Source organism: Deltaproteobacteria bacterium (assembly GCA_016875225.1).
Taxonomy (GTDB): Bacteria; Myxococcota_A; UBA9160; order SZUA-336; family SZUA-336; genus VGRW01.
The window spans coordinates 1-19,362 of sequence record VGRW01000068.1 but is presented as its reverse complement, the minus strand read 5'-3'; the positions used below and the strand labels follow the sequence as shown (position 1 = coordinate 19,362).

Sequence of the window (19,362 nt, the reverse complement as noted above, 5' to 3'; positions counted from 1 at the left end):
CAAAGATCTACACCCGGGTCGGCAAGCTGATCCAGGTCTGGGGCAAGACGGAGCTGTACCGCAACCAGGACCGCAACAACCCGCTCGACATCGGCAACGGCATCTTCGCGCCTCTCGAAGAGCAGCGTATCGGCCAGTGGGGCGTCGATGTCACGTTCTCGCCGGAAATCTTCATGCGGGTGGGCCCGGTCGAGGACTTGCGCCTGGAGGTGCTCGCGCTCTTCGACGACTTCGAGCCGACGGATCTGGGAAAGTGCGGTGAGGGCTCGGCGGTCGACATCATCTGCCTGAAGAGCTTCGGCGCGATGGCCAATGGTCTGGCGGGGATCGGCGTGATCGGCGAGCACCGGCCGTACGACGACTATTCCGGACTCGAGCGCTTCGACTTCGGCGCGCGGATCGAGGGACGCCTCGATCGCTTCACGTTCTCGGTCTCGGACTTCTGGGGCTGGGACGACGGCTTCTACCTCGATCTCGTCCAGCAGTACGAGCGCACCGCCGACCCAACGACCGGCGCACCGCTCTCGGTGAGCATGAGAAAGGCCGAGACCGGCTGCACGATCCGAAGGAACGCGGAGGGCGAGGCCGTCGGTCCGGACGGCCGGGCGGACACGACAGGCGACAACATGTTCCCGAGCGCGGGCAACTGCCTGCTCTGGAATCCGCCGGAGACCGAGGACGGACGGCAGACGCTGCGCAGCGGGGAGTCGGTGGCGGCGCTGCAGAACGTCAACCAGACGCTGTTCCACTCCCTGTGCGCCTACACGTTCGACTCCGACGAGGGGTTCTGCGCGTTCGACCGCCTGAACTACCCGGTCGACTTCGGATTCCTCTCGAACATCATCTCGGGCCTCGGGGTGCTCGGCGCGGTGCTCCTCGACGGCGTCGAGACGATCGTGACGACGAATCCCGATGGCAGCACCAGCGTCGTGGCGCGCGCGGGCATGGACTTCCTGAGCCAGCAGTTCCTGGCCATCGAGCCGCTCGCGTTCCAGGACGGGAGCTTCCAGGACTTGGGCGTCAGCCTGCAATCGGGCCAGGCCAGCCTGCTCGGCTGCGGGCCGGCGTACGCTTCGCCCTGCAGCAAGGTGCAGGGAGAGGCCTGGCGCGCGGACCCCGCGATCGCGGGTGACCTGACGCGCGACGCCAACCTCGGCCCGTCCGCGCTCGGCGGCGTCGACCTGATGAACGCCGATGCGAGCGTCGTGACTCAGGAGTTCGTCGGCCTGAAGGCGCTCTCGCCCGGCGCGCTCGTCGGCACCCGGAACGCCCAGGAGGGCCTCTACTACCAGTACGGCATCAATTACAGCCGCAACGGCCAGCAGGGCATGGACATCGACGCGGACTTCGACCGCCAGGGCATACAAGTCAGTGTTCCGGAGCCGGTCTTCGGCATCGAGAGCGGCGAGTATCTCGGGCTCACCCCGCAGGAAGTCTCCGAACTCGGAGCGGAGGGTCGCGCTCGCTACCAGACCCAGGCCGGCAATCTGCGCGAGGCAGACAGCTGGATCGAGCCCATGCCGTGGACGGTCAACCAGGAACTGCTCGACAAGTACGGCGCGATCGTCTTCAACACGGATCCGAGCAACCCGCTCGATCTCGACAGCCCGCTGAACAAGTGGAACCTGATCGATCCGAACCAGGATCCGAACGACCTCGCCAACATCGACTACACCGACATCGACGGCGAGTACTGCGGGCGCTGGATGAACGCGAACGCCGTCAACGTCGCCACGCCGTTCAACCTCGGCTGCACCTCGCTCGAGACCGTCTCCGCGAACTTCGAGCGGCTGCTGATCTCGCTCGAGATCGTCGGCGCCGACCGCGTCTTCGACGCGCCCGAGAGCCTGCAGGAGCTCGCCGTCTGGTCGCAGTCGAATACGGCGCTCCAGGCCTTCGGCGATCCGATCTCTGGACCGGACGGCATCTTCGCCCGCAACCAGTACGTGTTCGACGACGAGGAAGTCGACTTCGACGTGGTCGCGGCGCCGCTCTGGGACCCGAATGCGGCGGTCGACTACTCGATCGTCCGGGTCTCCATACCGACGGAGACGGATCCGAAGGCGGTGGCCGCCGAGTTCCTGGTGAACTACGACCCGCAGGAGAGCTGCCCGAGGTCCTGGTGCTACCTCGAGGTGAACAACGTGCTGGTCGATCCCGGCGACGCAAATCCCTCGGGGAAGTCGCTGATCCTATCCATGCCGATCGGCTTCGCCGTCGAAGTGGTCACGGTCGCCGACCCCAACAACCCCGGCGACCCCAACAACCCCGGCGACCCGAATCAGCCGCCGGTCGGGACGGGGGTGAACCGGATGGTGAATCTCGCCAAGCTCCAGTACCTGCAGCAGACGGAGGGGCTGACCACGCTCCGCCGCCTGCTGGCCTCGCAGGCGGTCGAGATCGAGACTCCGTACGGACCGGAGTACGTGAGGATGACCGTAGCGCAGCGCAACGAGCTGCTCGGAGAGTTCGGCAGCCAGGTCGTGCGCGGTCGCGACATGGACGGCGATCTGAGTGCGGATCTCGACCGCGACCGCGACGCGGTCTGGGACGGGCAGGACGACTACCTCGCCGGCCCGATCACCGACGACAGCATCCTGTGCGGAAGCGGCATTCCGGGTGACGTCCTTCAGGACGGCATCCAGTACAGCCCGTACCGCGCGGACCAGGGGGTGGACTCGGAGGCCTTCGCTGCGCTGTTCCCGAACGGTCTGCCGCCCCGTTCGCCGGTCTTCTGCCGCGGCGTCGCGGGCATTCTCGGCGCGACCACCCAGACGCTTCCGGTCCGCAAGGCGGGCGGCGACGGCCGCTACGGTCGCCGCGACTTCTTGTGGCAGGGCGGGCGCCAGGTCGCCTTCAACTACCAGAAGCGCAACGTCTTCGGCTTCGGTCTCGACTTCGCGGAGGACGTGACGAAGACCAGCTGGGGCGTCGAGTTCTCGTGGATCGCCAACAAGCTGATCCCGAACAACACCGAGTACGAGGGCCTGTCGCAGACGGATGAGATGGTGCTCTCGATCTCGGTCGACCGCCCGACCTTCTTCAACTTCCTGAACCCCAACCGCAGCTTCTTCCTGAACACGCAGCTGTTCCTGCGCTACCTGCCCGACTACGAGGGCGGTGACGACGACTTCGACGGCAACTACGGCTATGCGGCAGGTCCGCTCACCGGAAACGTCGCGTTCACGTTCTTCACCGGCTACTTCCAGGATCGGCTCCTGCCGCGCGTGACGCTGCTGTACGCGCCGTGGGAATCGCAGGGCGCCCTGATCACGGGGCTCACGTACCGCTGGAACGACTCGTTCTCGACGAGCCTCGGCTTCACGCAGTTCTTCGGGCACGTCTACAAGGCGCAGGGCTCGTACTTCCCGATCGCGCAGTACGGCTCGGTGGCGGACTACACGAGCCCGGTCTTCCGAGGCGTCGCGCCGGTCCTGTACCGCGACCAGGCGGAGGTCCGGGTTCGCTACACGTTCTAGTGACGTCGCCGGACGGATGAAGCGGGCGCCTCCCGGCTCACGGCCGGGAGGCGCCTTCGCTTTTTGGGGGGAGAGATGGCGCTTCGCATCGCGGTTCTGCTTTCGGGCAGCGGCACGACGCTGGCGAACCTGATCGAGGAGCGAGACCGCGGGCGACTCGACGTCGACATCGCAGCCGTGATCTCGTCGAAGCCCGAAGCGTTCGGGCTCTCTCGCGCGCGGCGGCACGGGATTCCCGCGCTCGCGATCGCGCGCGCGGACCATCCGGACGAGCGCGCGTTCAACGACGCGATCCATGCTGCGCTGGCGCAGGATCCTCCCGATCTGCTCGTGCTCGCCGGGTTCCTGTCGCGGATCGAGCTGCGGGGATACAACGGCCGGGCGATGAACACCCACCCCTCGCTGATCCCCGCCTTCTGCGGCAAGGGCTTCTACGGCGAGCGCGTGCACCGCGCGGTGCTCGAGTACGGCGCGAAGGTGACCGGCGCGACGATCCACTACTGCGACGAGCAGTACGACACCGGGCCGATCATCCTGCAAAAGGCGATCGACGTGCTCGAGGACGACACCCCCGCCTCGCTCGCGGCAAGGGTGGCGGCGGTCGAGCGGGATCTCTATCCCCGGGCCATCCAGCTCCACGCGCAGGGCCGGCTGCAGATCGTCGGCCGGCGCGTCGTCGTGAGCGCGACGGGGTGACCGGGCGGATCCGTCGTCTGCCGCCCGGATCGGACATCCGCGCCAGGGCCGCGTCGCGCGCGCGCAACTCCGCCATCAAGTTGCCGATCGACCGCACCGAGATAGCGCGGAGGAGCGACGCGAGCGGGGGGGCCCGGAAGCGATGGACAAGCGGGTGCTGGTGGTCGACGACGACCGCTTGATACGCGAGATGACGCGCGACGCGCTGGTCCAGGAGGGGTTTCGCGTCGCCACTGCCGCGACCGGCCGAGAGGCGCTGTCGCGCCTCGGCGACGAGGGGCCCTTCGATCTCGTGATCACCGATCTGTCGATGCGCGAGATGGACGGGCTCGAGCTGATCGAGCGCGTGAAGCGCGCATCGCCTCGGACCGAGGTGGTCGTGCTCACCGGCTACGCGTCGCTCGAGAGCGCGCTCCCGGCGATGCGGCTCGGCGCGGCCGACTACCTGCGCAAGCCGGTCTCCGCGGCTGAGGTCACCTACGGCGTGAAGCGGACGCTGCTCCGCCGGCGCCTGATGGACGAGAACGAGTCCCTGCGCGGCTGCGTGCAGGCGTTCGAGGCCGCGCGCGCACTGGCCTCCTGTCTGGAGAGCGCGGACGTGCTGCCGCTCGCGGTCGAGATCGTCCTGCGACTCACCGGTCGATCTCGCGCCGTCGGCCGGCTCGTCGAGCTGCCGTCCCGGACCGGCGAGGGGATCGAGATCGCGGGCTTCCCCCAGGAGGCGCTGCTGGCGCTCCGCTCGGAGATCGAGCTCGGCAAGATCTTCGATCCCTGCGAGCTCGAACGGCCGGGAGTGCGGAGCGGCTCCGCGCTCGCCGGTGCGCTCGAGGAGCTGGGTATCCGCGACGCCGATCTGCTCGCGCTGCCGATCCGCAGCGAGGGCCGCGTGGTCGGCGGAATCTGGCTCTTCTCGGAGGGGCGTCCCTTCGACGACGACGAGCGGCAGCGCGCGGCGCTGGTCATCGAGCAGGCGGAGCTCGCGCTGATCAACGCCGAACGCTTCCTGCAGGCGCGCGAGAAGGCCTTCATCGACGACGTCACGTCGCTGTACAACGCGCGCTATCTGCTCTCGGCGCTCGACCGCGAGGTGAACCGCGCCTCGCGCTCGCAGAGCCGGCTCTCCGTGCTCTTCCTCGATCTCGATCGCTTCAAGACGGTGAACGACCGCTTCGGGCATCTGGTCGGGTCGCGCGTGCTGCGAGAGCTCGGGGGTCTGCTCCAGGACTCGGTGCGCGCGATCGACACCGTGGGGCGCTACGGCGGCGACGAGTTCACGATCCTGCTCGTCGACACCGGACTCGACGGCGCGCTCTCGGTCGCGGATCGGATCCGGCAGTCGGTCGCCGGCCATTCCTTCGGAGCGGAGCGGGGGCTGGACCTGCGGCTCACGGTCTCCGTCGGCGTGGCGACCTTTCCGACGCACGGAGACAGCCGCGAGCGCCTGCTCGATCTCTCCGACAAGGCGATGTACCTCGCCAAGGCGCTCGGTCGCGACCACGTCTGCTCCGCGGACGAGCTCTCCTCGTCCCGGGGCTAGCCGGACTTTGACCCGCCCGCGGGGCCTTGGTAGGCTCCGCGCGCCGAAGCCCCCCACGACGGGGAAGGGAGCCTGCGTGCGACTCGATCCGCTCGGCGATCTGCGCCGAACACACTTCTGTGGAGACGTGCGGCCGGTGGACGTCGGCCGCGAAGTCGTGCTCTGCGGCTGGGTGCGCAAACGCCGCGACCACGGCGGCGTGATCTTCGTCGACCTGCGCGATCGCAGCGGACTGGCGCAAGTCGTCTTCAAGCCCGACACGGAGCCCGAGGCGCACGGGAAGGCGCAGGCGGTCCGATCCGAGTGGGTGCTGATCGTGCGGGGCGTGCTCGCGCGCAGGGATCCGGACGTCGTGAACCCGAACCTGCCGACGGGCGAGGTCGAGCTGATCGCCCACGAGGTGCGCATCCTCAACACCGCCACGACCCCGCCGTTCGAGATCGAGGACGACGTGCTTCTCGACGAGAGCAGCCGCCTCAAGTACCGCATCCACGACCTGCGCCGGCCGGTGATGCAGCGACGTCTGCGGGTGCGCCACGAGCTCGCGCAGTCGCTTCGTCTCGGCTGCTCGGAGCGCGGACTGACCGAGGTCGAGACGCCGATCCTGGCGCGCGCCACTCCGGAGGGCGCGCGCGACTTCCTGGTGCCGAGTCGACTGCAGCACGGGAGCTTCTACGCGCTGCCGCAGTCGCCTCAGATCATGAAGCAGATGCTGATGGTCGCGGGCTTCGACGGCTACTTCCAGCTGGCGCGCTGCTTCCGGGACGAGGACCAGCGCGCGGATCGCCAGCTCGAGTTCACCCAGCTCGACCTCGAGCTCTCGTTCGTCGGCGTGGACGACGTCCTCGATCTGCTGGAGCACCTGACCGTGCGCGCCTACCGCGACGTGCTCGGCGTGGAGCTCTCGCGTCCGTTCCCGCGCATCAGCTACGCCGAGGCCATGGCGCGCTACGGCTCCGACAAACCGGAACGGCGCATCACGCTCGAGATCGTCGACCTCTCGAATCTGCTCGCCAAGAGCGAGTTCAAGGTCTTCGCGGGGGCGCTCGCCGCGGGCGGCGTCGTGCGCGGGCTTCCGATCCACGATGCAGCCGCGCTGTCTCGAAGCGAGCTCGACCGGCTGAACGAGCAGGCGCGAAGCCTCGGCGCGAAGGGGCTGGCGTGGGTGCGGATCGCCGAGGACGGATCCTGGCAGTCGCCGATCGCGAAGTTCCTGTCCGACGAGGAGAAGGCGGCGATCGGCGCGCGGGCGGGGCTGCGCCCGGGATCGCTGCTGCTCTTCGGCGCGGATCGCGAGCGGGTCGTCTGCGACGTGCTCGGCCGGCTGCGGCTGGAGCTGGGCCAGAAGCTCGACCGCTACGACGGTCGCGCCTGGGATCCGCTCTTCGTCGTCGGCTTTCCGCTCTTCGAAGAGGGCGAGGACGGCAAGCTCAGCTACATGCACATGCCGTTCGTCGCTCCGCTCGAGAGCGAGATCGAAAAGCTGTCCAGCGATCCGAAGAGCGTGTTGGCGACCCACTACGATCTGGTCATGAACGGCGTCGAGCTCGGCTCGGGGAGCCTGCGCAATCACCGCTCGGACGTGCAGCTCAAGATCCTCGAGATCCTCGGCTACTCCGAGGCCGAAGCGAGGGCGCGCTTCGGCTTCATGCTCGACGCGCTCGACACCGGCGCCCCACCGCACGGAGGCTTCGCCTTCGGCTTCGATCGCCTGGCGCTGATGCTGGCCGGCGGCGAGAGCCTGCGCGACGTGCTGGCGTTCCCCAAGACGCAGCGCGGCCAGGACAGCTTCATGGAAGCGCCGAGCGCCGTCGACGCGGCCCAGCTGAAAGAGCTCGGTCTACGCCTGCGCGACTAGCGCGGGCGACTCCTTCGCCGCCTCGTAACCGCTCCAGCTGTGCGTGTTGAAGTCGTACAGCTTGCAGCTGCGCGTGATGCGCACGTAGTCGGAGAGGTCGAAGTCCCGCTCCCGCACCACGTCGGCATACCCCTTCCGGATCACCTCGCAGGCCTCCGGCAGGCGGTAGAACGGGATGCGCATGTCCACGTGGTGCGCCACGTGCATCATGATGTTGTGCATGAAGAAGTTCATCCACGCGGGCACGTGCAGGATCGTGGTCCCCTCCATCTGCCCCTTGAAACGCGTCCACTCGCGGCGCGAGAGCCAGCGGATGTCCGGCGCGACGTGGTGGACGTAGACGGCCAGGCCGATCACGTAGTTCCAGAGCACGAACGGCACGGCGAAGACCTTCGTCCACATCCAGACGGCCCCGCCGATTCCACCGTAGGTCGCAGCGCCGGCTCCGAGCAGCATCACGGTGAGTAGCGACGCGTAGATCAGGACGATCCTGCGGTCGCGCTTCACGTTCGCCGCGATCTTCGCGGTGCCCTGGAAGTGCATCATGTTCTTCCACCAGATGTCCCAGCCGTAGTACACGCCGGCGCCCAGCCAGGACCACTTCAGGCGGTGCATCGCGCGCTGCACGGGAGTCATCGCCCGGTACTGCTCCGGCGTCGTGGGGTGCCAGACGTAGTCCATTCCCTCGCGCACCGTGTGGCCGTGGTGGACGTGTTTGTGGCCGAAGACCCAGGCCTCGTAGATGTGCAGCGACGGCAGCATCGAGATCACGCCGACCAGGTAGTTCAGGCGCTTGCTCTTGAAGAGCGTCTCGTGCGCGGCGTCGTGGCCCAGGATGAAGATCGCGGCGGTCGTGAACGCCGTGAGGATCCAGAGCGGGACCAGCAGGAACGGTGAGTCGACCACCACCAGCAGGGCGACCAGGCCCAGGTAGAGCACGAGGTCGCGCGCGAAGTAGATCATGCCCAGACTCGTCGGGTTGTCGTAGACCCGCTCTGGGAGCAGCTCGATCACGTCGCTGAGGGTGGGACCAGACTCGACCGCTTCGACCGCCGGGGATTCTTCAGGGCTTGCCATTGGGTCGACAAGGTATCTGCGGCTCGCGCCGGGCGCGCCCTCCGCGCGTCAAAGTTCGGTAAAACCCCTGGAACTTCGCTGGTATGATCGCGGCTCGGCAGGGGAGGCAGGCGTGTGAGGGTCGAGGCTGCGGTTGCGTGGGAGGCGGGCAGGCCACTCGAGATCGAGCGGATCGAGCTCGAAGGGCCGCGCGCGGGCGAGTGTCTGGTCCGGCTCGCGGCGACCGGGGTCTGCCACACGGATGCCTACACGCTCTCGGGCAAGGATCCCGAGGGCCTGTTCCCCGCGGTCCTGGGTCACGAGGGCGCCGGCGAGGTGGTCGAGGTCGGGGCCGGCGTCCGGTCGCTCTCGGTCGGCGATCACGTGATCCCGCTCTACATCCCCGAGTGTCGCGAGTGCCGCTTCTGCCTCTCCGGCAAGACGAACCTGTGCGCGCGGATCCGTGAGACGCAGGGCAAGGGGCTCATGCCCGATGGAACCAGCCGGCTCTCGGCGCGCGGAACGCTCGTGCACCACTACATGGGGACGTCGACCTTCGCGCAGTACACCGTCGTGCCCGAGATCGCGCTCGCGAAGGTGCGCAAGGACGCTCCGCTCGACCGCATCTGTCTGCTCGGCTGCGGCGTGACCACGGGAATCGGCGCGGTGCTGCACACCGCGAAGGTCGAGCCGGGCGCGTCGGTCGCGGTCTTCGGACTCGGCGGCATCGGACTCTCGGTGATCCAGGGCGCGGTGATGGCCGGGGCCGAGCGCATCTTCGCCGTGGACCTGAATCCGCGGAAGTTCGAGCTCGCGCGAAGCCTGGGCGCGACCGACTGCCTCGACCCGAAGCAGGTCGCCGACGTCGCGGCCGCGATCGTGTCGATGACCGACGGCGGCGTCGACTACTCGTTCGAGTGCATCGGGAACGTCGAGGTGATGGGTCAGGCGCTCGCCTGCACCAGCCGGGGCTGGGGGCAGGCGATCATCATCGGCGTCGCCGGGTCGGGCCAGGAGATCCACGCCCGGCCGTTCCTGCTCGTCACCGGCCGCTCCTGGCGCGGCACCGCCTTCGGCGGAACGAAGGGCCGGACGCAGCTGCCCCGCTTCGTCGACCGCTACATGAGCGGCAGGATCAAGCTCGACGAGATGGTCACCGCCGAGCTGCCGCTCGAGCGCATCAACCACGCCTTCGATCTGATGCACGAGGGCGCGGCGATCCGCTCGGTGATCAAGTACTAGCAGGCGCTAGAAGCCGAGGATCCGCTCGCCGAGGTAGGCGGGGAGCTGCGAGAGGGCGATGCGCTCCTGCCGGGTCGTGTCGCGCTCGCGCACGGTCGCCTTCTGGTCCTGCTCGGAGTCGAAGTCGTACGTGACACAGAGCGGTGTGCCGACCTCGTCCTGGCGCCGATAGCGCTTGCCGATGCTTCCCGGCAGGTCGAAGTCCACGGCGAAGCGGCGGCGCAGATCGGCGGCGATCTTCTCCGCCGGAGCCGCGAGCTTCTTCGAGAGCGGCAGGACCGCCACCTTGATCGGCGCGATCTGCGGCGTGAGGCGCAGCACGACGCGCTTCTCGCCGCCGACCTCGTCCTCCTGGTAGGCGCTGGCGAGCAGCGCGAGCAGGCAGCGGTCCACGCCGACGGACGTCTCGATCACGTAGGGGAAGTAGCGCTCCTTCGCCTCGGGATCGGTGTACGACTGGTCCTTGCCGGAGTGCTCGCTGTGCTGGCGCAGGTCGAAGTCCCCGCGGTGGTGCACACCCTCGAGCTCGTGCCAGCCGAACGGGAACTCGAAGACGACGTCATACGCCGCCTTCGCGTAGTGCGCGAGCTCGTCGGCGCCGTGCGCGTGCCAACGCAGCTTCGCAGGATCGAGACCGATGTCGTGGTGCCAGCGCATGCGGATCTCGCGAAACCGCTCGAACCAGTCCATCGCCTCGGCCGGCGGCGTGAAGAACTCGAGCTCCATCTGCTCGAACTCGCGCGAGCGGAAGATGAAGTTGCGCGGCGTGATCTCGTTCCTGAAGGCCTTGCCGATCTGCGCGATGCCGAACGGCGGCTTCATGCGGGCCGACTGCATCACGCGCTTGAAGTCGAGGAAGATCGACTGGCAGGTCTCGGCGCGGAGATACGCCTCGCCGGCCGAGTCTTCGGCGGCGCCGATCCGCGTCTTCAGCATCAGGTTGAACTGGCGCGCCTCGGTCAGATCGTGCTTTCCGTCGCTGGAGGCGCTGCAGCGGTCGTCCGCGTCGATCTGGTCCGCTCGAAAGCGCCGTTTGCAGCCGCGACAGTCGATCATCGGGTCGTTGAAGTTCGCCACGTGACCCGACGCCACCCAGGTCTGCGGATTGGCGATGATCGACGAGTCGAGCCCGACCACGTCGTCGCGCTCGCGCACCATGCGCTGCCACCAGGCGGCCTTCACGTTGTTGCGCATCTCGGTGCCGAGCGGCCCGTAGTCCCAGAACCCCGCGATGCCGCCGTAGATCTCGCTCGACGGATAGATGAAACCGCGATTCAGGCACAGCGCGACGAGCTTTTCCATGAGATCCACGGCGGCGAGTATCCGAATGACCCTCGGGGGTGTCAACCAGCGAGGCGCGCGAGCAGCGCGACGACGGCCGTCTCGACGCGGAGCACGCGCGGACCCAGGCCGACGCGCTGCGCACCGATGGCGGCGAGCCGCTCGAGCTCGTGATCCTGGAGCCCGCCTTCGGGTCCGACGACGAGCAGAGCGGCACGGCTCGCGAGCGCGGGCGGCGGAGCGAGCGGTCCCGGATGCGCGACGAGGATCGCCGCTCCCGCCGCGAGCCGCGGCAGCTCGTCTTCGACGAAGGGCCGGAAGCGGCGCGCGAGCTCGATCCGCGGAACGACGCAGTCGACGGCCTGCTCGAGTCCGAGCAGGAGCTGCTCGCGCAGCGCGGCGGGCGCGAGTCCCGTGCTCTGCCAGTAGCTCTTCTCGACGCGCGCGCTCGCGAAGAGCACGAAGCGCTTCACGCCCAGCGCCGTCGCCTGCTGCAGCACCTTGCGCAGGCTCGGCGGGCGCGGGAGCGCGAGCGCGAGCGTGACTGGGAGCGGGGCGGGGGGCTCGCGTTCGAGCACGACCTCGAGCTCGAGCGCGCTCTCGTCGAGCGCGACGATGGTTCCTCGACCGAGCTTGCCGTCGATCCTTCCGACCGCGAGCTCGTCGCCGGGCTTCGCGCGCAGGATCTCCTTCGCGTGGCGGTGACGGCGATCCGCGACGCGCACGCGCCCCGGGGCGACCTCGTCGTTCTCGTCGTAGAGCAGAACGTTCAACGCTCGCGAGTGTAAGATCTCCCGCCGATGCGCGCGTGGGTGCTCCCGAGTCCGGGCCCGATCGAAAAGGCGCCGCTCCTGCTCCGCGAGCTCGCGGACCCCGCTCCCGCACCCGGCCAGATCGAGGTCGAGGTCAGCGTCTGCGGCGTCTGTCGCACCGACCTGCACGTCGTCGAGGGCGATCTCGCGCAGCGCCGGCCGAACCTGATCCCTGGTCATCAGATCGTGGGCCGTGTTCGCGCGCTCGGCGAGGGCGCGCGCCGCTTCGAGCCGGGCCAGCGCGTCGGCATCGCCTGGCTCTGGCGCAGCTGCGGCCGCTGCGAGTACTGCAGCGCGTCGGACGAGAACCTGTGCCGCGCGCCCCGCTTCACCGGCTGGGACGAGGACGGCGGATTCGCGGAGCGCGCGCGCGTGCCCGAGGAGTTCGCCTACGCGCTGCCGGACGCGATCGACGATGCCGCGGTCGCGCCGCTGCTCTGCGCGGGGATCATCGGCTACCGCAGCCTGCGCCGCTCGCGGATCGAGCCGGGCGGGCGGCTGGGCCTGTACGGATTCGGCTCGTCCGCGCACATCGCCCTGCAGGTCGCGGAAGACCTGGGCTGCCGGATCTTCGTCGTCACGCGCGAGGCCACGCATCGTGCGCTCGCGCGCGAGCTCGGCGCGGAATGGGCCGGCGACCTCGCGGATCGGCCGCCAGCGAAGCTCGACGCCGCGGTGCTCTTCGCGCCGGTCGGAACGCTCGTGCCGGTCGCCCTCGAGGCGCTTCGTCCGGGCGGCACGCTCGCCTGCGCCGGGATCCACATGACGCAGATCCCGCCGCTCGACTACGCCGCGCGCCTGTTCGAGGAGCGTACACTGACCAGCGTCACGGCCAACACGCGCGCGGACGGGTGCGAGCTGCTCGAGCTCGCCGCTAGCGCCGGCATCCGGCCGCGCACCACCGAGTTCGACTTCGACGAGCTGAACCAGGCGCTGCTCGCGCTGAAACAGGGCAGGATCGTGGGCTCGGGCGTGCTCCGGGTTCGCGGTCGAGCCGGTGGCGGTCGCCCCTTTCTCGCGGCCGCGAATCCCGCTAACCCGTGCGGGCAGGATCCATGTCGTGAGGCCGAGCTAGCGTGACGAAGCGAGTGAAGCCGGAGGCCGCGGGTCTGCGCCGCCGCGAGCTCCTGATCGCGGCGGGCGCGGGCGCGGGCGCGCTCCTGCTCGGCCCGGATGCGCGAGCGGCCGATCCGAAGCCCGAGATCGACGTGCTGGTCGTGGGCGGCGGCTTCGCCGGCGTGACCGCGGCTCGGGACTGCGCGCTGCGCGGCTACCGCACGGTCCTGCTCGAGGCGCGCGAGCGTCTGGGCGGGCGCACGTTCACCTCGGAGCTCGGCGGCGATTCGATCGAGCTCGGCGGCACCTGGGTCCACTGGGCGCAGCCGCACGTCTGGGCCGAGATCCAGCGCTACGGGCTCGCGGTCGCGGAGACGCCGGAGCTGGGTCTCGACCTCGCCAACGAAGAGATGATCGCGCTCGTCGGCGGCAAGCGGGTCGTCCTGGGCGCGCAGGACATGGCCGCCGTGCAGGCGGCGGTCGAGGCGTACTTCGGTCCGGCCCGCCTGGCCTGGAACCGTCCCTACGACTCGGGCTTCGCGCGGGCCGAGCTCGCCAAGCTCGACGCGCTCTCCGCAAGGGACGCGCTCGCGCGCCTCGAGCTCCCGCCGGTGCCGCGCGATTTCCTCGAGGGGTACCTGCTGTCGCTCACGAACGGGCCGCTCGACGGCGTCGCCTACACGGAGATGTTGCGCGGCTTCGCGCTCGCCGGCTGGAGCCTTCCCGGCCTCTCCGATGCCGCCGCGCGCTACAAGCTCGCGGACGGCACGAAAGCGCTGATCGGGAAGATGGTCGCGCACGGCGGATTCGAGGTCAGGCTCGGGGCGATCGCGAAGCGCATCGAGAGCTCGGAGGCGGGCGTCCGGATCGCGCTCGCGGACGGCGCGCAGCTCGACGCCCGCGCGGCCGTGGTCACGCTGCCGCTGAACGTCCTGCCAGAGGTCGAGTTCGCGCCCGCGCTCGACGCGCGCCTGCTCGAGCTGGCCGGCCTGCGCCATGGCGGGCGCGGATTCAAGCTCTACGCCCGGAAAAAGGGCCGCGTGACGCGACACAAGAAGGCGAGCGCGGTCGCGCCCGCGTCCCACCCGCTCTCCTTCGCGCTCACCTACGCGCTCGACGACGCGCACACCCTGCTGGTCGCCTTCGGACCCGATCCAGCCCGGCTCGACGTCTCCGACCGCGCTGCGGTCGAAGCGGCGCTGCGCGCCTGGTTCCCGGGAGTCGAGGTCGAGTCGATCTCGTCCTGGGCGTGGCGCGAGGATCCGTTCGCGCGCGGCACGTGGGCGATGCTTCCGCCGGGCTGGCTCGGGCGCTGGGCGACGGCACTGGAGCGCGATCGGCCTCCGCTGTTCTTCGCCAGCGGCGACGTGGGCGAAGGCTGGCGGGGCTTCATCGACGGCGCGATCGGCGCCGGCTCGCGCGCGGCCGTGCGCGTCCACGGGCGCCTCGGCTGACGGCGGCGCTCAGCGCGGCGCGGCGCCATGCTCGGCCGCGCGCGCGATCCCGCGCAGCATTCCGCGGAACACCAGCTCGTGTAGCGGGTAGATCCCGTACCAGTACGCGAGCCCGCCGAGCCCGACCGGATCGAACTCCGCGGTCTGGCGGATGCGCGCGCCGCCCGCCTCGGGCTCGACGTCGAACTCGAGCCAGGCGCGCCCGGGAAGCCGCATCTCGGCCGCGAGCCGCAGGCTCCGATCCGCCTCGATCGCCTCGACGCGCCAGAAATCGAGCGTGTCGCCGACGTGCAGCGACTCGGGATCGCGCCGGCCGCGGCGCAGGCCGACGCCGCCGAAGAGCAGGTCGAGCGCGCCGCGAAGACGCCAGAGCGCGTCGCCGAAGTACCAGCCGTTCTCGCCGCCAATGCGCCGGATCGCTGCGAACGCGGTCGGGGCGCTGACCGAAACGTGAACGCTTCGCGAGTCGATCAGGCGGTTTCCGAAGCGCCGCCCGCCGAAGGCCGGCGGATCGGCCGCAGCAGAGAGCGCGTCCGACCAGCGCGTCTCCGCGAGCGCGTGGTCCTCGTTGGCCAGCGCGCGGGCGATCGCCTCGCGCACGCCGAGCGGACGGACCGCGAAGTCGCGAAGCGCTGACTCGTCGTGCACCACCGTCGGGTGACGCATGCTGTCGATCAGCTTCCGCCCCACCTCGGCGTAGAGCGGCGTCACCAGCCGCAGCCACAGGCTGGACAGGCGAGGCGTGAGCACCGGCACCGGGATCATGAAGCGCCGCAGCCCGCGCTGGCGCGCGTATTCGCGCATGAGCTCGCCGTACGAGACGCGCTCGGGCCCGCCGATCTCGTACACGCGGCTCCCGTCCAGGGGAATCTCGAGCGCCGCGCGCAGATACGCGAGCACGTCCTCGATCGCGATCGGCTGCGCGAGCACGTCGACCCAGCGCGGCGTGACCATCGCGGGAAGCCGCTCCACGAGCGTGCGGATCAGCTCGAACGAGAGGCTGCCCGAGCCCAGCACGATCGACGCGCGAAGCTCGATCGTCGGCACACCGGAGCTCGCCAGGATCCGCCCGACCTCGTGCCGGCTGCGCAGATGCGCGGAGAGATCCGCGCTCGCGTCTCCGAGACCGCCCAGATAGACGATGCGCCGCAGGCCCGCGGCGGCGGCGGCGGCGGCGCTCGCGAACGTTTCGGCGGCGCGCCGGTCGCGCGCCTCGAAGTCCTCGCGCGCGCCCATCGAATGGACCAGGTAGCAGGCGGACGACACGCCGGCGAGCGCGCGCTGGAGCGAGGCGCGATCGCCGATGTCGCCGCCCACGACCTCGGTCGTGGGGGCGACGCCGGCTCGGAGCTGCTCGGGGCGGCGCGCCAGACAGCGAACCGCGAGGCGCTCGGCTTCCAAGCGGTGCAGAAGCCGTCCCCCGACGTAGCCCGTCGCTCCGGTGAGCAGGATCAAGTCGTCATGCCTTGCCGCCGAGCTCCTTCACGGCGGCCGCGACGCGAGCGCCGTACTCGGGCCGCCGCGTGCGGTTCACTCCCAGCCGGTAGCGGCGTGTGTCGCCGTACGCAAACAGCCCGCCCTGCAGCATCCTGCCGGGCCAAGGTCCGATTCCGAAGACGCGTAGTCGCGGTAGGGCCAGATCCTCGTCACGTCGAACGGGTCGATCCGGTCGTTCGCGGCGTCCGCCTCGGGTCCGTGCGAGAAGAAGTCGATCGCGAAGCCTCGCGGGTCGCGGACGACATCGTCGACTTCTGCGCCAGCTCGCCAAGCACGCTCGTCGAAATCGTGCGCGTCGACGAGGGCGAGCGGCCGAACGCGCTCCTCGGCGAGTCGTTGACCCCGGGGAGAAGCGGCGGCCCCGCGGTCAAGTCGCAGCGACGATCGCGCCGATCCGAACGCGAACCGAGTGAGGTCCCGCCATGTCCAAGACGCCCTCGATCAAGGCCACCGGCTTCCAGTCCGCGGCCGAGGACCTGCAGAAGCTCGTCGAAGCGGGAACGCTTCCGCGCGCGGAGCTCGAGGCGCGGCTCTCCGCGGAAGACCTGCGCTACATCGACAAGCAGCTCGCCGCGAGCACCTGGGTTCCGATGGCGACCTACCGCCGGATCGTCGAGCTCCTCGTCGAGCTAGAAGCCACGGGCTCGGCCGAGTCGTACCTGCACGGGCGCGGTCTGCGCGCGGGCGAGCGGCTGCACAAGGCCGGTCTCTACCGCCAGTTCGAAGCCTCGACCGATGTCTGGGGCAACCGCGTGGGCAAGATCGCGACCACGATGGCCGCGGTGATCTACAACTTCACGCGCTGGACGTTCGAGATGGCCGAGGACCAGCGCACGTTCCGGATCGTGGTCGACGAGGCCGAGGACTTCCCCGAAGTCGCGCGCTTCACGACCCAGGGCTTCATCGAGTACACCTCGCACGCGGTCTCCGGCGGCTTCGAGCGCGTGAGGAGCGAGCGCGTGAATCCCGGGCGGATCGTCTTCACCGGCACGCGCGCGAAGTAGCGCGTCTCATCCGCGCGAGCCGGAGTGGCGCGCGAAGAACGCGTAGTACTTCTCGCCCGGGAACAGGCTTGCTGCGCGCGCTTCGTCGAAGCCTGCCTCGCGCAGCTGCTCGACGAGCTCTTCGGGCGCCGGCAGGCGACCGCAGCGCTCCGTGCCTGCGCTCCAGATGTCGAGTCCGATCGAGGTCGGGCTCCCGCCGCCGCACGCGGTCGTGAGCAAGATCGAGCCGCCGGGTCGCAGGAACCCGCGAGCGTGGCGCAGCAGGGCGACGCGCTCGGCGACGGGGAAGTAGTAGATGTTGTTGTGGAACGTCACGAGTTCGAACTCGGGCTCGGGCTTGCGTGCGCGCACGTCTTGCGGCGCGACGTGCGCTCGGCGCTCGAGCCCCCACTCGCGCAGGTTCGCGTTGGCGAAGTCCGCGACCTCGGGCTGCAGCTCGAGCCCGACCGCGGTGAGCTCGGAGTTGCGCTCGGCGGCGTAGCGGATGTACGTGCCGGAACCCGCGCCGACCTCGAGCACGCGGAAGGCGCCGCTTCGCGGAACCACCTCGTCGATGGCCTCGTGGACGAACGGCCGCAGCAGCGGCGAGGAGCGCGCGACGAGGACGCCGTCCTGATCCGAAAGCTCGAAGCGCCTGCCCTCGGCCATGCGCCGCGGGCTCTCGAGAACGAGCCTGTAGTGCAGGGTCGCGACCTCCTCGAGGATCGCGGCGATCGCGTCGTTGGCGGGGCGCGCAATCTGGCGCGCCAGGTAGCTGCGCAGCGAGTAGCGCCCGCTTTCCAGCCGGAGCTGCCCGACGCGAACTCCGAGCTCGAGCCAAGCGCGAAGCCAGTCCCGGTCGGCCGCATCCCGGACCCGGTCCTGCGCCAGCTCCTCGAGCGAGCGCGCTCCGCCGTCCAGCCGGGCGATCAGTCCGGAGCGGAAGGCGGCCACCAGCCAGAGCAGGCGGTAATAGGGCGTCACCAATCGCATGGCGCCCAGAAGCACCCGCATCTGGCCGCCGCGCAGCAGCTCGGCCGCGGTTCGGAGGTTCATGGCTCGCGCTCCTTCCCATCCATCTTGCGGCCGGAATGGCCGCAAAATGAACACGATCATTTATGGACGCGCTCAGTTTATCCGAACCTCGGCCGTTTCGCCGACGGGTCCCTCGGCCCCTTGACCCGTCTACGACTGCAGGGTGCAGACGGGCTTCATGTCGGCGCCGCTCACCGTCACGCATCTGGCTCGGACCTGCCGTCTCTCGCGCGGCACCCTACTGCACTGCGAGTCGATCGGGCTGCCGCCCCGGCCGCGCCGGACGCGAGCGAACTACCGCGCCTACTCGGCCAGGGAGGTCGAGCGACTTCGGGAGCCGCGTGCGCGATCGCGCGTCTGTTGCAGAGCGCCAATCAACTGAGGAGCCAAGCGATGGTCAGCGAGGAAAAGTGGGTCGAGATCATGAAGGCGGCCGGATTCTCGCAGGACGACGTGCACCGCTGGCACGCGGAGTTCGAGAAGTCGCGCCGAGCGAGCACCAGGAATTCCTCGAGTTCCTGCGGATCCCGGCGATGGAGACGGCCGAAATCCGCGAGCGGAGCCGTCGCCATCGCACAGCCAGCCGCTGACCTCCTCGCAGCGACGCATCGGGTATCATGCGCGCTCCCACGGAGGAGCCCGCATGCCCACCGCCCCGAACTGGAATTTCGGCGACGTGCTCGACGCGCTCGACGCGAGCTACGCCGCAAGCGCCCCCGCGCTGATCCACGACGACGCCGTCACGAGCTGGGCTGATTTCGCGCGGCGCTCGAACAATCTCGCCGCGCAGCTTCGCGCGCGCGGCGCGGTGCCCGACGACAAGGTGGGCTTCTACCTGCGCAACCGGCCCGAGTACGTCGAGACGCTCGCGGCCTGCTTCAAGGCGCGGCTGGTGCACGTGAACGTGAACTACCGCTACCTCGACGACGAGCTCTGGTACATCTTCGACAACTCCGACGCGAAGGTGGTCGTCTTCGACGGCGAGTTCGCGGAGCGGGTCGCGAAGCTGCACGCGAGGCTTCCGAAGGTCGTCGCGTGGGTGCAGGTCGGCGGCGCGCCGCTCGACTTCGCGATCCCCTACGAGTCGCTCGCGAACGGCGGCTCCGGACGCGCGCTGGGCATTGCGCGCGACGGGAAGGACCTGCTCTTCCTGTACACCGGCGGGACGACCGGCATGCCGAAGGGCGTGATGTGGGCGGCGAACGACCTCTGGCACGCGCTAGGAGCCTGACCCAAGACTCTCTCGCGCGCTAGCATGGCGAGGATGGGTGAGAGAGGCGATTTCAAGGGGTACGAGCAACACCAGGGTTTGTTGCTTCCGGTATATATCAGCGACGCTCTGGATCGTTCGGACGTGACCTTCTTCATCGACGAAG

Annotated in this window: 13 protein-coding genes and 2 pseudogenes; 9 read left to right on the top strand and 6 right to left on the bottom strand. The window is 69.6% G+C overall.

Translation table 11 applies throughout. The features are described 5' to 3' along the window. The first annotated feature begins 3,554 nt into the window (after positions 1-3,554). From FJ108_14335 to aspS, 3 genes are all read left to right on the top strand, one after another. Positions 3,555-4,175, top strand: a complete 621-nt coding sequence (locus FJ108_14335; protein MBM4337061.1) for a phosphoribosylglycinamide formyltransferase — start codon at positions 3,555-3,557, stop codon at positions 4,173-4,175. Positions 4,176-4,317: 142 nt separating this feature from the next. Further along, a complete protein-coding gene (locus FJ108_14330) occupies positions 4,318-5,712 on the top strand; it encodes a diguanylate cyclase (protein ID MBM4337060.1) in 1,395 nt (464 codons plus the stop codon). Between the two features lie 100 nt (positions 5,713-5,812). Beyond that, positions 5,813-7,570 (top strand): aspartate--tRNA ligase, encoded by a 1,758-nt coding sequence (gene aspS / locus FJ108_14325; GenBank protein ID MBM4337059.1) that lies wholly within the window; start codon positions 5,813-5,815, stop codon positions 7,568-7,570. Here aspS and FJ108_14320 read toward each other — a convergent pair. Further along, positions 7,553-8,647 (bottom strand): fatty acid desaturase, encoded by a 1,095-nt coding sequence (locus FJ108_14320; protein ID MBM4337058.1) that lies wholly within the window; start codon positions 8,645-8,647, stop codon positions 7,553-7,555. The genes aspS and FJ108_14320 overlap by 18 nt on opposite strands. Positions 8,648-8,761: 114 nt before the next feature. Here FJ108_14320 and FJ108_14315 point away from each other — a divergent pair, with 114 nt between their 5' ends. Next, positions 8,762-9,868 (top strand): S-(hydroxymethyl)glutathione dehydrogenase/class III alcohol dehydrogenase, encoded by a 1,107-nt coding sequence (locus tag FJ108_14315; protein ID MBM4337057.1) that lies wholly within the window; start codon positions 8,762-8,764, stop codon positions 9,866-9,868. Between the two features lie 6 nt (positions 9,869-9,874). Here FJ108_14315 and FJ108_14310 read toward each other — a convergent pair whose 3' ends face one another. Both FJ108_14310 and FJ108_14305 read right to left on the bottom strand, forming a co-directional pair. Continuing rightward, complete coding sequence (locus FJ108_14310) at positions 9,875-11,170, bottom strand: glycine--tRNA ligase (protein ID MBM4337056.1); 1,296 nt, start codon at positions 11,168-11,170, stop codon at positions 9,875-9,877. Positions 11,171-11,211: 41 nt separating this feature from the next. Further along, on the bottom strand, positions 11,212-11,922 hold the full coding sequence (locus FJ108_14305; GenBank protein ID MBM4337055.1) for a 16S rRNA (uracil(1498)-N(3))-methyltransferase: 711 nt from the start codon (positions 11,920-11,922) through the stop codon (positions 11,212-11,214). A 27-nt stretch (positions 11,923-11,949) separates the two neighbouring features. Between FJ108_14305 and FJ108_14300 the strand changes: the two genes are divergently transcribed. Both FJ108_14300 and FJ108_14295 read left to right on the top strand, forming a co-directional pair. After that, positions 11,950-13,041, top strand: coding sequence for a zinc-dependent alcohol dehydrogenase family protein (locus tag FJ108_14300; GenBank protein MBM4337054.1), 1,092 nt, complete (start codon positions 11,950-11,952; stop codon positions 13,039-13,041). Further along, positions 13,038-14,471, top strand: coding sequence for an FAD-dependent oxidoreductase (locus FJ108_14295; GenBank protein MBM4337053.1), 1,434 nt, complete (start codon positions 13,038-13,040; stop codon positions 14,469-14,471). Before FJ108_14300 ends, FJ108_14295 begins: the two co-directional genes overlap by 4 nt. Positions 14,472-14,480: 9 nt before the next feature. Here the strand turns inward: FJ108_14295 and FJ108_14290 are convergent, their stop codons facing one another. Both FJ108_14290 and FJ108_14285 read right to left on the bottom strand, forming a co-directional pair. Then, positions 14,481-15,926 carry an SDR family oxidoreductase gene (locus tag FJ108_14290; GenBank protein ID MBM4337052.1) on the bottom strand — a complete coding sequence of 482 codons (1,446 nt, stop codon included), beginning with the start codon at positions 15,924-15,926 and terminating at the stop codon, positions 14,481-14,483. Between the two features lie 4 nt (positions 15,927-15,930). Continuing rightward, positions 15,931-16,346: pseudogene (locus FJ108_14285) on the bottom strand (catalase). Between the two features lie 44 nt (positions 16,347-16,390). Between FJ108_14285 and FJ108_14280 the strand changes: the two are divergent. Further along, entirely contained in the window at positions 16,391-16,972 is a 582-nt protein-coding gene (locus tag FJ108_14280) for a hypothetical protein (protein MBM4337051.1), read from the top strand. Between the two features lie 6 nt (positions 16,973-16,978). Here FJ108_14280 and FJ108_14275 read toward each other — a convergent pair whose 3' ends face one another. After that, positions 16,979-18,067, bottom strand: a complete 1,089-nt coding sequence (locus FJ108_14275) for a class I SAM-dependent methyltransferase (protein MBM4337050.1) — start codon at positions 18,065-18,067, stop codon at positions 16,979-16,981. A gap of 97 nt (positions 18,068-18,164) precedes the next feature. Here FJ108_14275 and FJ108_14270 point away from each other — a divergent pair. Both FJ108_14270 and FJ108_14265 read left to right on the top strand, forming a co-directional pair. Next, a pseudogene (locus FJ108_14270) lies at positions 18,165-18,576 on the top strand (MerR family transcriptional regulator). A 53-nt stretch (positions 18,577-18,629) separates the two neighbouring features. Next, positions 18,630-19,217, top strand: a complete 588-nt coding sequence (locus tag FJ108_14265) for an AMP-binding protein (protein MBM4337049.1) — start codon at positions 18,630-18,632, stop codon at positions 19,215-19,217. Positions 19,218-19,362: the final 145 nt, after the last annotated feature.

Bases quoted from the DNA above. Each gene is read 5' to 3' on its own strand.
- FJ108_14280 (MBM4337051.1), top strand. From the start codon at position 16,391: ATGTCCAAGACGCCCTCGATCAAGGCCACCGGCTTCCAGTCCGCGGCC.
- FJ108_14335 (MBM4337061.1), top strand. From the start codon at position 3,555: ATGGCGCTTCGCATCGCGGTTCTGCTTTCGGGCAGCGGCACGACGCTG.
- FJ108_14275 (MBM4337050.1), bottom strand. From the start codon at position 18,067: ATGATCGTGTTCATTTTGCGGCCATTCCGGCCGCAAGATGGATGGGAA.
- FJ108_14310 (MBM4337056.1), bottom strand. From the start codon at position 11,170: ATGGAAAAGCTCGTCGCGCTGTGCCTGAATCGCGGTTTCATCTATCCG.
- FJ108_14330 (MBM4337060.1), top strand. From the start codon at position 4,318: ATGGACAAGCGGGTGCTGGTGGTCGACGACGACCGCTTGATACGCGAG.
- FJ108_14320 (MBM4337058.1), bottom strand. From the start codon at position 8,647: ATGGCAAGCCCTGAAGAATCCCCGGCGGTCGAAGCGGTCGAGTCTGGT.
- FJ108_14265 (MBM4337049.1), top strand. From the start codon at position 18,630: ATGCCCACCGCCCCGAACTGGAATTTCGGCGACGTGCTCGACGCGCTC.
- FJ108_14300 (MBM4337054.1), top strand. From the start codon at position 11,950: ATGCGCGCGTGGGTGCTCCCGAGTCCGGGCCCGATCGAAAAGGCGCCG.